The sequence below is a fragment of the Vibrio sp. AK197 genome (genome assembly GCF_053903115.1).
Window position 1 is genome coordinate 1,855,171 of sequence record NZ_CP096430.1, and the last position, 13,952, is coordinate 1,869,122.

General features: G+C 47.1%; 11 protein-coding genes. 7 read left to right on the forward strand and 4 right to left on the reverse strand.

Annotated elements, in window-relative coordinates:
• Position 1: 1 nt before the first annotated feature.
• The gene (locus M1D72_RS15745; protein ID WP_456295803.1) at positions 2–1,957 is read left to right on the forward strand and encodes a MacB family efflux pump subunit; all 1,956 of its coding nucleotides are present in this window, start codon (positions 2–4) and stop codon (positions 1,955–1,957) included.
• A 17-nt stretch (positions 1,958–1,974) separates the two neighbouring features.
• On the forward strand, positions 1,975–3,366 hold the full coding sequence (locus tag M1D72_RS15750) for an efflux transporter outer membrane subunit (RefSeq protein ID WP_456295804.1): 1,392 nt from the start codon (positions 1,975–1,977) through the stop codon (positions 3,364–3,366).
• A 44-nt stretch (positions 3,367–3,410) separates the two neighbouring features.
• Here M1D72_RS15750 and queD read toward each other — a convergent pair whose 3' ends face one another.
• Positions 3,411–3,773, reverse strand: coding sequence for a 6-carboxytetrahydropterin synthase QueD (queD, locus tag M1D72_RS15755; RefSeq protein WP_390189545.1), 363 nt, complete (start codon positions 3,771–3,773; stop codon positions 3,411–3,413).
• Between the two features lie 374 nt (positions 3,774–4,147).
• Between queD and asnS the strand changes: the two genes are divergently transcribed.
• Together asnS and M1D72_RS15765 are read left to right on the forward strand one after the other, a co-directional pair.
• Positions 4,148–5,548 (forward strand): asparagine--tRNA ligase, encoded by a 1,401-nt coding sequence (gene asnS / locus M1D72_RS15760; protein WP_390189544.1) that lies wholly within the window; start codon positions 4,148–4,150, stop codon positions 5,546–5,548.
• A gap of 372 nt (positions 5,549–5,920) precedes the next feature.
• Entirely contained in the window at positions 5,921–7,111 is a 1,191-nt protein-coding gene (locus M1D72_RS15765; protein ID WP_456295805.1) for an amino acid aminotransferase, read from the forward strand.
• Positions 7,112–7,190: 79 nt separating this feature from the next.
• On the opposite strand, the gene M1D72_RS15770 is transcribed toward M1D72_RS15765, so the two are convergent.
• The 3 genes from M1D72_RS15770 to M1D72_RS15780 form a co-directional block, all read right to left on the reverse strand.
• Positions 7,191–7,826: an outer membrane beta-barrel protein gene (locus M1D72_RS15770; RefSeq protein ID WP_456295806.1), complete on the reverse strand. Its 636-nt coding sequence runs from the start codon at positions 7,824–7,826 to the stop codon at positions 7,191–7,193.
• A gap of 118 nt (positions 7,827–7,944) precedes the next feature.
• Complete coding sequence (locus M1D72_RS15775; RefSeq protein WP_456295807.1) at positions 7,945–8,322, reverse strand: transporter; 378 nt, start codon at positions 8,320–8,322, stop codon at positions 7,945–7,947.
• A gap of 201 nt (positions 8,323–8,523) precedes the next feature.
• Positions 8,524–10,869 carry a helicase-related protein gene (locus M1D72_RS15780; protein ID WP_456297411.1) on the reverse strand — a complete coding sequence of 782 codons (2,346 nt, stop codon included), beginning with the start codon at positions 10,867–10,869 and terminating at the stop codon, positions 8,524–8,526.
• Between the two features lie 146 nt (positions 10,870–11,015).
• Here M1D72_RS15780 and M1D72_RS15785 point away from each other — a divergent pair, with 146 nt between their 5' ends.
• The 3 genes from M1D72_RS15785 to M1D72_RS15795 are packed head-to-tail and all read left to right on the forward strand — an operon-like array spanning position 11,016 to position 13,845.
• Positions 11,016–12,704, forward strand: a complete 1,689-nt coding sequence (locus M1D72_RS15785; protein ID WP_456295808.1) for an NAD-dependent malic enzyme — start codon at positions 11,016–11,018, stop codon at positions 12,702–12,704.
• A 56-nt stretch (positions 12,705–12,760) separates the two neighbouring features.
• Positions 12,761–13,084: a DUF3392 domain-containing protein gene (locus tag M1D72_RS15790; RefSeq protein ID WP_390189537.1), complete on the forward strand. Its 324-nt coding sequence runs from the start codon at positions 12,761–12,763 to the stop codon at positions 13,082–13,084.
• Positions 13,057–13,845, forward strand: coding sequence for a SanA/YdcF family protein (locus M1D72_RS15795; protein ID WP_456295809.1), 789 nt, complete (start codon positions 13,057–13,059; stop codon positions 13,843–13,845). Before M1D72_RS15790 ends, M1D72_RS15795 begins: the two co-directional genes overlap by 28 nt.
• Positions 13,846–13,952 lie beyond the last annotated feature (107 nt).

The following is a 13,952-nucleotide window of genomic DNA, read 5'->3' on the forward strand; positions in this document are numbered from 1 at the left end:
CATGAGTGATGCGTTACTTTCGATTCACAATATTACTCGTACCTTTCCTGCCGGGGACGAAACATTAACGGTGCTCAATAACGTTAGCCTCGACATTCAGCGCGGTGAGATGGTCGCTATTGTCGGGGCATCTGGCTCAGGTAAATCAACGTTAATGAACATTCTTGGCTGTCTCGACCAGGCCTCGTCAGGCAGTTATTGGATAAACGGTCGGGATACTTCCACCATGAGCGCTTCACAGCTCGCCGAGCTGCGCCGTGAATATTTCGGGTTTATATTTCAACGTTACCACTTACTAGGAGACTTAACCGCGCAACAAAATGTTGAAGTGCCCGCGGTTTATGCTGGTGAAGAAAAAAGCAAACGTTCACAGCGAGCCCAAGAATTACTCAGCCGACTTGGCCTTGATGAGCGATTGGACCATAAACCCAACCAATTAAGTGGTGGTCAGCAACAACGCGTATCTGTTGCTCGAGCACTCATCAATGGCGGAGATGTGATTCTCGCCGATGAGCCCACTGGCGCACTGGATAGTAAAAGTGGCGAAGAAATGATGACGCTGTTGCAAGAACTGCATCAGCTTGGTCACACCATTATTTTGGTCACTCACGACCTTAAAGTCGCCGAGCATGCCCAGCGAATCATCGAAATTAAAGATGGCGAAATTCTCAGCGACACCATCAACGACAAGCAAGTCACACTCGGCAGTCAAACTCGCCTTGAACATCGCACGCCCAAGCAGACTGGCAAAATTCGCCAAGCGTGGGATAGCTTTGCCGAAGCGTTGAAAATGGCGATGCTGGCGATGTCTAACCATAGATTGCGAACGTTTTTAACCATGTTGGGCATTATTATTGGTATCGCTTCGGTGGTTTCCGTGGTGGCATTGGGGAATGGCTCACAGCAAGCGATCCTTGCCAGCATCTCGTCAATGGGTACCAACACTATCGACATTATGCCCGGTAAAGGGTTTGGCGACCGCCGCTCAGGCAGAATACGCACCTTGACAGCCAATGATGCTGAAGCGCTGAAAACCCTACCTTTTGTTGACAGTGTGACACCATCCGTCAGTACTAGCGCCACGCTGCGAATTTCAAATCAGGCCGTGACTGCCTCAGTCGGTGGTGTGGGACCGGAGTACTTTCGAGTTCGAGGCTATGAACTGGCGCAAGGTCAATATTGGGATAGTGCCAGTGTGGACACACTCGCCCAAGAAGCGGTGATTGACGATAACACTCGCAAGGAGTTGTTTCCCGAAAGTTCTCCGATTGGCAAAGTGATTTTTGCTGGTAAATTGCCCGTACGTATTATCGGGGTCACCAAGCCAAAGGAAAGCGCATTTGGCAACAGCGATTCTTTGAACTTATGGCTCCCTTACACCACGGTTAGTGGACGTATGGTGGGCCAAAGTTACCTCGATAGGATTTCAGTTCGGGTGAACAACCTAGCACCAAGCGATGCAGCCGAACAGGCGATCATTCGTTTGCTCACCATGCGTCATGGCACTCAGGATTTCTTTACGATCAATACCGATACCATCCAGCAAAATATTAAGAAAACTACGTCAACGATGACCTTACTCGTGTCGATGATTGCTGTTATATCCCTCATTGTTGGCGGGATTGGTGTCATGAATATTATGCTGGTCTCCGTCACTGAGCGCACACGTGAAATTGGCGTTCGCATGGCGGTCGGCGCTCGAAAATCCGATATTCTGCGCCAGTTTTTAATCGAAGCCGTTTTAGTGTGCTTATGTGGCGGTGTCATTGGTATCGGGCTGTCTTATGCCATTGGTGCCATTTTCGCCAGCACTGGCGGAAGCTTTAATATGATTTACTCAACAACATCAATATTGTCGGCTTTCATCTGTTCGACCTTAATTGGCATTGTGTTCGGGTTTATTCCGGCGCGCAATGCTGCGCAATTAAACCCTGTTGATGCCCTAGCCCGAGAATAAGACGACACGTGATGACCATGAAAAAAACACATATCGCGACGTTACTTGTCGCCACTGTATTGACGACAGGCTGCGTTATGCGCTCAGAATATCAAGCGCCAGAGCTTGATATGCCCGATACCTGGAATCAATCCACCAGCACCCGTTCTGTATCGATTGACCAGTGGTGGACTCAATTTAACGATCCGGTACTGAATCAAATTATTCAGCAAGTTCTGGCCAAGAATAATGATTTAGCGATAGCCACCCTCACGCTTCGCCAAGCCCGGTTACAAGCAGATTTAGGCCGAGATGATTTTTACCCAGACACCAGCTTGAGTGGTTCGGGAACACGCTCAAAATCCTTAGACAGCGGACAATCATCCACCAGCTATAATGCAAGTTTAGGCGTCAGCTACGAGCTGGATTTGTGGGGCAGAGTATCAGCGTATGCTGACCAAACAAAATGGACAGCAATGGCCACTGAACAAGACCGAGAAGCAACCGCACAAAGCTTGGTCGCAACCACCGCGACACTTTATTGGCAAATCGGCTATTTGCACGACCGGCTCGCTCTGGGCGAAGAGAACATTCGCGCCGCACAAGAAACACTCAACATGAGTGAAAACCAATATCAAAACGGCGCAGTATCAAAAGTTAATGTTCTTCAGGCCAAGCAAAGCCTGGCGGCTCTGCAAACTCAGCAAAGCCAATATCAGCAGCAGTTAGTGGAGGCACAAAACGCGTTTGCGATTTTATTCGACCAAGCCCCGCAGAGCGCTTCGTTGCTGATGAATCATCTTCCCAGTACGCCAATTCCGCAAGTAGCGGTTGGGATTCCATCAGACTTGTTGGCGCGCAGACCTGATGTCAAAGCCAAACTGTATGAATTGAAAGCGGCTTTAGCCAGTAAAGACCAAACTGCGGCCGCCTATATGCCATCGTTGACACTCACTGGCTCTATGGGTGGTTCATCAAGCGCGCTACATAACTTGTTGACCGATCCCATAGGCACACTGGGCGCAAATCTCGCTCTACCGTTTATTCAGTGGGATGAAATGGACCTCAACAAGCAAATTGCTGATGCTCAGTATCAATCTACTATCATCGATTATCGACAAACACTGTACGCAGCATTTCAGGATGTAGATAACGCGCTATCCTCAAAGCAACAACTCGCCTATCAGTCAGAGCGGTTGCGTGAGCAGTACCAAAGCGCAGAAGAAGTCGCGCGTATCTATGATAATCAATATCAAAATGGCGCGATTGAATTTCGTGATTTGTTAGATGCACAAACCGACGAGCGCAATGCCAAAGCCAGCGTATTGCAAAATCGCTATAACCAATATGTTGCCATGGCGACGCTGTATCAGGCGCTGGGCGGACAAGACGTCATGCCAGAAACAAAAGAAGGTGAAGCCTTTGATTAGCTTCACCTTCTTCGGTGATGAATCGTGTTTATTAAGGCGAGTGATTACTGGCCTTGATAAACACAACCTGCGGTGCAAGTTTCTTTAATCTCTACTTTACTCAGCAGTGATAGGCTTGGTTTTAGCTGCTGCCAAATCCATTTCGCTAACACTTCACTGGTCGGATTCTCCAATCCTTCGATGTCGTTCAGGTAATAATGATCAAGACGGTCATAAATCGGCTTAAATGCGGATTTAATTTCTGAGAAATCAATTACCCAACCGGTATGGGGATCCACTTCCCCTTCCACGTAAAGACGAACAAGAAAAGAATGTCCATGCAGGCGCCCACACTTGTGTCCCTCTGGAACGTGCGGCAAGTGATGCGCAGCTTCAAACATAAACTCTTTATACAATTCGGTTCTCATTGTTGCTCTCGGGCTCGGAAAAAAGAGACGCAATAGTAAGGAATTCCCTTATTCGGTACAAGGGGAGATAAAACATTCAAACGCCAAACCAACACCTAACATAAAAAGCAACAAAAGCTTATTCCAACGTAGCCAAGTGAGAGCATCAAATTCAAGACTGGGAATAAAGCGAAGATAAATCGAAAAATTTCATCAAATGCACAGAAATTTGCTACTCAAAACGTGATTAAAGGTTGAAGCTCCCAAATTGACAGGTAATATGTGGCGTTGATTATAAAACCTTTATGCAACTCAATGTTTCGACTGTTTTTTGTTCGAAATGGAAATACTTGAATCTTGAGTGCAATTTTTACTTCAACGGAGAATATATCTCAATGACTTACGCGCCTGTAAAAGACGTTCTGAGCGGTAAGCTAGCAGTCGACAGTGAAGTCACTGTTCGCGGCTGGATTCGTTCGCGTCGTGATTCCAAAGCTGGAATCTCTTTCCTTGCCATCTACGACGGCTCTTGTTTCGACCCGATTCAGGCCGTGGTCCCAAATAATTTGAATAATTACGACGAAGAAGTTCTCAAATTAACAACAGGTTGCTCTGTTGAAGTAACAGGTACTGTGGTTGAGTCTCCGGCGAAAGGTCAAGATTTCGAACTGGCTGCAACAGCAGTGAAAGTGGTTGGTTGGGTTGAAGATGCTGACACTTACCCAATGGCGAAAACACGCCACTCGATTGAATACTTGCGCGAAGTTGCGCACCTTCGTCCGCGTACCAATGTCATTGGTGCTGTGGCCCGTGTTCGCAACTGCCTATCTCAAGCGATTCACCGTTTCTATCATGAGCAAGGTTACTTCTGGGTTTCAGCACCGCTGATTACCGCGTCTGATGCTGAAGGTGCCGGTGAAATGTTCCGCGTATCAACGCTTGATATGGAAAACTTACCACGTACTGATGCTGGCCAAGTTGACTACAACGAAGACTTTTTTGGCAAAGAGACGTTCCTAACGGTTTCCGGTCAGCTCAACGCTGAAGCGTATGCGTGTGCGATCAGCAAAGTGTACACTTTCGGCCCAACGTTCCGCGCTGAAAACTCAAACACCAGTCGCCACCTAGCTGAATTCTGGATGGTTGAGCCTGAGGTCGCGTTTGCTGATCTAGATGACGTTGCGAAATTGTCCGAAGACATGCTTAAGTACGTATTTAAAGCGGTACTTGAAGAGCGTCGTGACGATCTTGAGTTCTTCGCTCAGCGTATCGACAAAGAGGCAATTACACGTCTTGAACAGTTTGTCGCTTCTGACTTTGCACAGGTCGACTACACCGATGCCATTCAGATCCTACTCGACTCAGGTCGTGAGTTTGAATTCCCTGTTGAATGGGGCATTGATATGTCTTCTGAGCATGAACGTTACCTTGCAGAAGAACACTTCAAAGCACCGGTTATCGTGAAAAACTACCCGAAAGACATCAAAGCCTTCTACATGCGTCTCAACGATGACGGCAAAACCGTTGCGGCAATGGATGTGCTTGCGCCAGGAATTGGTGAAATCATCGGTGGTTCTCAGCGTGAAGAGCGTTTGGATGTTCTTGATGCACGTATGCAAGAGATCGGTATTGATCCTGAGCACATGAGTTGGTACCGCGATCTACGCCGTTACGGTACTGTGCCTCATGCCGGTTTCGGTCTCGGTTTTGAGCGTTTGGTGTCTTACGTGACTGGTATGGGTAACGTACGTGATGTGATTCCATTCCCTCGCACACCGCGCAGCGCGAACTTCTAACCGCCTGCTTGGTTGCAACAGAATTTAACGCTAAGCCCTCGTCATACGAGGGCTTTTTTATAGCCCAACTTTCTATTCTCAAACTCGCTCATTGCGCTTCAAGGTCTGTCTTTGGTGAATATGGCCAAAAACATAACCATTAATTTCATAATTTTCAGTATATTACCTATCAAACACGACAAGTAAAATACATATTCACCCTTAATGATTGTCGCGTGAAATATCAAAAAACACTGGCTTGGGAAGTCTGTTCTTCGAGATTCCGTTATTTTTTACGGTTATCACCGAAATGCGGTTGTCACTCCTAACTCATAACGGTATAAAGAGAGATTGAAACACCCATTCTCTTTTCGACTTACATGGACGACGATTATGTTTGAAAAAGTTGTAGCAGCTCCTGCCGACCCTATCCTTGGACTTACTGAAGAATTTAAAAAAGATTCACGCGCTGAGAAAATCAATCTTGGTGTGGGTATTTATAAGAATGAACAAGGCGAGACGCCAGTGCTTGCCACAGTAAAGAAAGCAGAAGCAGCTCTAGTTGAAACGGAGAAAACCAAATCTTACCTCACCATTGAAGGGACTGCCGAGTACGGCCTTGCTGTACAAAAACTTCTGTTTGGTGATGATTCTGCCATTGTCACTCAAAAACGCGCAAAAACAGCTCAGGCCCCGGGCGGTACTGGCGCACTGCGTGTTGCGGGTGAATTTATCAAACGCCACTTAGGTGACGTAAAAATCTGGATCAGTAATCCAACTTGGGCAAACCATAACGGCGTATTTAAAGCCGCTGGCTTGGAGATTGCACAATACAGTTACTACAACCCAGAAACGCACGATAAAGATTTCGATGCAATGGTTGCCGATCTTCAACAAGCAAACACAGGTGATATCGTCCTGCTTCACGGCTGCTGCCACAACCCAACGGGTATCGACCCAACAGAACAAGAGTGGGAAGTGCTGGCAAAATTAGTGGCAGAAAAAGGTCTGGTTCCTCTGTTTGACTTTGCTTATCAAGGTTTTGCAAAAGGCGTTGAAGACGACGCGGCTGGCCTTCGTACTTTTGCTAAGTACAATGATGAAATTTTGGTGGCGAGTTCGTTCTCCAAAAACTTCGGTTTATACAACGAGCGTGTTGGTGCCTTTACGCTGGTTGCGAAATCTGAAGAGGTTGCAACGACCGCATTCTCACAAGTCAAAGCAATCATCCGCTCAATCTACTCGAACCCACCAGCACACGGAAGTTCCGTCGTAACTTTCATTCTCTCTAACCCAGAACTTCGAGCACAATGGGAACTTGAAGTAAAAGAGATGCGTGATCGTATTCAAGACATGCGTGAGCTGTTTGTGGAAACGCTGAAAGCTGAAGGCGTAAGCGCTGACTTTAGCTTTATTGAACGCCAAAACGGCATGTTCTCTTTCTCAGGCTTGAGCAAAGAGCAAGTGGCGCAGCTTAAAGATCAGTTCGGCATCTATATTGTTGGTTCTGGCCGTATCAGCGTAGCCGGTATGACGCGTGATAACATGGGGCCACTATGTAAAGCGATCGCCAAGGTTTTATAATTATCCTGAGTGCGTCAATAGTAAAAGCCAGCTTCAGAGCTGGCTTTTTTGAACTGCGCATTCACACATTGAACTAAGACTAATAATACACACGAGCCGATAGCCCGCCGGCATTCTCTGAATTATGCCCATAATCGGTGTAGGTATAAAAGCCACCAAGCCCAAACAATTTATTAAACCGATAATCGATTTTTAACTGAAAAATATCCTCATCCACTCTATCGCTGCGATTCAGCTTAACCGTACCACCGAGTTGTAATTGATCGGTCAGCGCATAACGCAAATACACCCCGCCACCGAGCATCCAGTCTGTGCTGCTATCGAGGTTATCGTCAGTATCATCATCACTAAGCACATAGCGAATCCCTCCGACCTTTGCATCCACCACTAAATCAAGTCGCTCCCCGAGTGGAAAATAGGCACCAACTCCTGGCAGAAGGATATAATTTTCCGCGGTGGTTCCTTCAAGATGAACAAATCGAGCTCGGTAATCACCAGTTAGAATCCAACGTTCACTCAGCGGATAAAAACCACCTACAGCTAACTCTGTGACATCACTGTTATCCCCTAACGATCCATCTTGTGAGCCCGAAGCGGCATCAAAATACACGTAGTCATAACTTAAAGGGTCGAGAGAAGAAATTTCGTCGGCAAAGGCCGTGTGTAATAGCAGTCCACAAAGCAGCGCCGTACTTTGGGCAAAGGTATGATTCATCAACAACTCCATTTTCGCAATCATTGCCAATCGTTTGGCTCAACTGCACTAAGAGTAGTTCAGGTCATGATCTTAACAGTGCGAACAAACCGCAAAGCGTGTAAGTTTGACGAATAATTTACAACTGAATAATCAGGTGGTCGTTGTCATCCTGAGTGATATGCTCTAGCCCTTCACTGCGCAATAACTCTAACTGTTCGGGCTCAAGTGAATACGGCATCACCAATCTTAATTCCTCAATCCCTTGCTCCTTGGCAATGGCAATCAAGACCGCTAAGTTGGACTCGTCACTGTGACTGGGAGACAGTGCTTGCATGGCTTGTTCCCAAAGACGGTCTTCGGGTGTTTGAGGCTCCTGAATCGTGTCTTTCCACGCGACACTGAATACGGGCGCTACTGAACTCATCGCTTCTAAGAACGTCCATTTCTTTTTACAGGAAGCACCAAGAAAAGAGGTGTAATCAAACAAGACTGAGGGTGAGCTTAACTGTTCCATATCGCCTTCTTTGTACTTTAAGCACTGGGGATATAGCCAATATTGACGACTCTACCCCATATAGCAATAGGATATAAAACAATCATCTTTTATACCCTTAAAACCAAAAGAAAAGGCATATAAAAACCCAATTAATAACAGAGTTAAAACAAACTGATTAAAATATGCACTTGAATGCGCAATAAATGAAGACATCGCCAGTTAACGAATATCCACCACTCGACTGGCTTTCTTGTATTGAATACGCCAACCATTCCAACGTGGTAACTCCCACCGTTTAGGATCGCCTTTACGTAACCCGCCTTGATGAATTACATGAACCAATTTGTGAGTCGCAAAATATTCCACCCGTAACGTGAGATCAGCAAGCTGGAGTTCGAATGGATATTGCTGTGCAAAGTCCTGATACTCCCATTCGGGCACCCCATCAAAGCTGAAATCCTCTGGTTCAAACAGCATGAGATCTTCCATTGCACTTACCTCAAGCATCTCAAGTTGTTGGCTAATCCAAGCGTCAAAGTTGAGCGTTTGTGACGGTTTTGACAGCGGGTCATCGAGGGTTTGATACAACTTCCACAGCTCAATCTCTCGTTCACGCTGCTTTGCAAACCCCGGCCATAACTGGTCACTTTTCAGCGCCTCAATAATGGCTGCAACAGCGTATTGCCCGGTTGGCGCTTGATATCGGCGTTCAATGACTCGGCCTGCGTATATCAGCTCAACCGGCACTTGATACCCATTCTCGGTTTGCTGTGCCTCTCGTTGTTGCCACTCTCCAAGATCTAAATCAACCAATTGGTCAAGCGTCAGCGGCATGGTGACGGTAGCAAGATTTAAGGTATTTTTTACGCCTCGCCCGGGGACACTGTGCGTATCCAGTACCAGTGCGGCTTCATAGTGAGAAAGTAAGCGACTCTCGCGGCCAAGGGTAACTTCCATCTTGCCATTCCCCATTGATTCGCGACGCTTTTCTCGGCGAATAAAAACCAGTTCAGGATGTAATTTGCCAATTGCCGATGATAAATCGCTAAGCGAAAAACGAGAAGCCACCGACAGCTGCGGTAATTCAAATACCGCGCGCATTTGCTCAGCCAGTGCTGTTGCCTCTTGCCGTGCTTCTTCATCGACTGCTATCCCGTCATAATGTTGGCCACGGACCAAACCAATGATCAACGCACCATCGCATCCCATCGGCTCTTGTTGCTGTAGTAACTCAATCTGTTCTTGATGATTAGCCAGCCGAAACAATTTAGCGGGCACACACAGCGCTGCGGTCAAATCCACCATCGCCTCTTGGAGGGAGCGTGATGGCATACGAGTCACCAAATCAGCGTACAACGCATCGATAGGAAGTGGATACAGCTTGTTACCATGAGGCGTCGCCATGCCCTGTTTGGTGAGCGCTCCCATACTCACAAGAAGTTGTTTTGCCGCCTGAAAAGATTTTTCAGGCAGTACTTCAAGAAAAGTCAGTCGGTCTAAAGGCACGCCACAACAGGCCGCCGCCAGCATAGGTTCAGTTAGAGATTCTCGATGTAACTGCGGAGGCGTGACATCACTTAGCGCGGCATGCTGTCCATACAAGCGAACACACCTTCCCGCCATGACTCGCCCGGCTCGCCCTGCCCGTTGCTGAGCGCTGGCTTTAGACACCGCTTTTAACGCCAGCGCAGTTCGACCATTTCGTTGCTCGTTACGGCGCTCTAACCCACTATCAATCACCAAGGTAATGTTAGGAATCGTCAGAGAGGTTTCGGCAACATTGGTTGCCAGTACGACTTTTTGTTGAGGCTGACGCGTTAATGCCTGCTGTTTTTGTGGCTCAGAGACTGAGGAATGTAGGGGGACGACCAATAAATCAGGCTGATTTGTCAACGCTTGCTGACAGGCGACGATTTCCTTTTTCCCCGGTAAAAACACCAAAATATCGCCATCCATTTGGCCCACGTGATGCGTCACTTGAGCACAGACTCGCTGAGCTATATCGCGGCTATCAGGCAGCTGATGTGACTCGCGACTCACATGTTGGATCTCAACCTCAAATCGCCGCCCTTGTGCCTGCAGACGCTTACCATCGATATATTGGGCCAATTTAGTTCCTTCAATGGTTGCCGACGTAACGACCAATCGGTGGCTGTTTTTCTCTCGAAGTAATGCAACCAATAAGTCGGTGTCCCAGCGCCGTTCATGAAACTCATCCACCAACACATAATCAAACGACTTAAGCCCCTCTTCCGCCAACCAACGCAAGGCAACACCGGGAGTAACAAACACCACTTGAGTGTGTGGCTGATACTGAATATCGAGCTTAATGGCATAACCGACTGACTCGCCAAGCTGCTCACCTCGACTCTGCGCCAAAAACTGCGCCAATGAAGTACATGCGATTCGTCTGGGTTCAATGACCAGCACTCGTCCATGTTCGGCTAACCAAAGTGGTAAGCGAGTTGATTTGCCGGAGCCAGTCTCTGCCTCAACCACCAGATGGTGTTCTTTAACCTCAGCAAGAAATTCGGATTTTAGGCGATCAATGGGGAGTAATGTCATAACAAAAAGAATGAGATAGTGACTTTTAGTCAATTGTACCTTAATTTTTAATGTTAAGCGCTTTCTATAAAACGATTAATTCGTTTACAATACAGTCACTAATACCTATCATTTTGTCGTCCTTGCTACCCTTCAAAAGGCAAATTATGAATAACGATAAGCGCCCTTTATATATTCCTTACGCTGGTCCTGCTCTGCTCAGCACCCCTTTGCTCAACAAAGGCAGCGGCTTTACGGCTGCAGAACGTGTCTCTTTCAACTTAGAAGGTTTGCTTCCCGAAGCCACTGAAACCATTCAAGAACAAGTTGAACGCGCCTACTTACAATATTGCAACTTTGAAAGCGATATGGATAAGCATATCTACCTACGCAATATTCAAGATACTAACGAGACACTCTTCTACCGTTTGGTTCAAAACCATATTACCGAGATGATGCCCATCATCTATACGCCAACGGTTGGCGCGGCCTGTGAAAACTTCTCCAATATCTATCGTCGTGGACGTGGGCTGTTTGTGTCTTACGCGAACCGCGACCGTATCGATGACTTACTTAATAATGCCGCAAACCACAACGTCAAAGTGATCGTGGTGACCGATGGCGAACGTATTCTTGGTTTGGGTGACCAAGGCATTGGTGGCATGGGCATCCCAATTGGTAAACTCTCTTTGTACACCGCTTGTGGCGGCATTAGTCCAGCCTATACCTTACCGATTGTGCTTGATGTTGGTACGAACAATCCGCAGCGCTTAGCAGACCCAATGTATATGGGCTGGCGTCATCCACGTATCACTGGTGCGGAATACGATGCGTTTGTCGAAGAATTTATCCAAGCCGTTCAGCGTCGCTGGCCTGATGCCTTAGTGCAATTCGAAGATTTTGCACAAAAAAATGCCATGCCATTGCTTGAACGTTACAAAAATCGTATTTGTTGCTTTAACGACGATATTCAAGGCACGGCGGCGATTACCGTGGGTTCTTTGCTTGCAGCTTGTCAAGCAGCGGGCAGCAAACTCTCAGAGCAACGTATTACCTTCTTAGGCGCGGGCTCAGCGGGTTGCGGTATTGCCGAAGCCATCATCGCACAAATGGTTTCAGAAGGTATTTCAGATCAACAAGCACGTTCTCAGGTGTATATGGTTGATCGCTGGGGTCTATTGCAAGAAGGCATGACTAACTTGCTTGAGTTCCAGCAACGTCTGGTCCAGAAAGAGCAAAATACTCAAGATTGGCAAAGCGAAACTCCAGGGTTCTCATTACTTGATGTTATGCGTAACGCAAAACCGACCGTACTGATCGGCGTCTCTGGCGCTCCCGGCCTGTTTAGCCAAGAAGTCATCGAAGAGATGCATAAGCATTGTGATCGCCCTATCGTCTTCCCGTTATCAAACCCAACAAGCCGAGTGGAAGCCACACCGAGTGACATTATCCGTTGGACTAACGGCGCAGCTCTCGTGGCAACGGGAAGTCCATTTGATCCCGTCGTGCATGAGGGTAAAACCTACCCTATCGCTCAGTGTAACAACAGTTATATCTTCCCGGGTATTGGTCTCGGCGTTCTAGCTGGCGGCGCGAAACGCGTCACTGACGAGATGCTGATGGAATCGAGCCGCGCGCTGGCAACCTGTTCTCCTCTTGCAATTAATGGCCGCGGAGCACTGCTTCCGCCTCTTGAAGAAATTCACTCAGTATCGAAGAAAATCGCTATCGCTGTGGGTAAAAAGGCCATAGAACAAGGTGTCGCACCTGCCGTTTCGGATGAGGCATTAGAACTGGCTATCGATCAGCACTTCTGGCAACCCGTCTATCGCCGATACAAGCGTACGGCATTCTAAACCGCGAAAGCCCCTTCTTGGGGCTTTATTCTTTCTGATAGAGATATCACATTATTATGCTTAGTTTTTTTGCACCTGCGGGGCAGTTATTGCTACCGTACTTAAGTGAAATTTCCATGTCACTGATCGCGTGTCTTCTTGTGATGGGCGGGGGTGAGATCAACACTTTGGTTCGACGGTTAATGCGCAACCAAATGTTCATTGTGCGAACCATTGTTTTTGTGTTGATTAACGCGTTCGGTTACGGCTTAATCATAGTAAAGGTGACACCTTACCTCACTCGGACATTACACAAACTCGAGCCAGGTATGATGTTTGTCGTTGTTATTATTAGTTTTATTGTCATTGGTTCATGGGCTCAAAGAAACCGTCACATCTAGTGCGACGTCTTAAGCGCACGTCTTTTGTTTGGCCGCTAAAAGTACTCAAAGGTGCGATTATCGCGCTGGCGATTTGCTTATTTTGTGTGGGTCTCATCGACAGGTGGGTCAGTTACCAAACTCAAGATCAACTCTATTTTAATGTCGAAGAGATTCCTCACTTCGACGTCGCTGTCGTGCTGGGGACGAGTAAGTATTTAGGTCGAACACTCAATGACTATTATATTCATCGTATTAACGCCGCCATCGACTTGTATCAGCAGGGTAAAATCAACCGCTTTCTTTTAAGTGGCGACAACGCACACCGTTCCTATAATGAACCTTGGACTATGAAGCGCGATTTACTGCGAGCCGATGTCCCTAACCAACGTATTTTTCTTGATTATGCGGGTTTTCGCACTTTAGATTCGGTGGTGCGCGCCAAAGAGATCTTCGACACCGATGACTTTTTGATCATTTCTCAGAAGTTTCATTGTGAACGCGCTTTATACATCGCAAATTACCACAAGATCAACGCACGTTGCCTTGCAGTACCAGGCCCGGAGCATTCAAATATTCAGATTCGTCTGCGTGAAATTTTTGCTCGTGCTAAAGCGTTTTTAGATTTGTATATTATTGATACCAAGCCGCGCTTTTTAGGTCCCAAAGAGCCGATTCCGACACTGGAAGAGAGTGAACTAAGCGCAGGCCCAATGACTGACATGTCACTGCAAGATATCGAATTACCTCCCAGCGCAGCATCCAGCGTACTCTGTTATTAAATCGCTCAAATCGACTGATTTAGAGTCACCTCAACGGGTGCCTCTAGCCGTGAAGTTTGCTACACTTCAGCGCAAATTATCGACCCGCTGAAGTGGGCAAATTTATA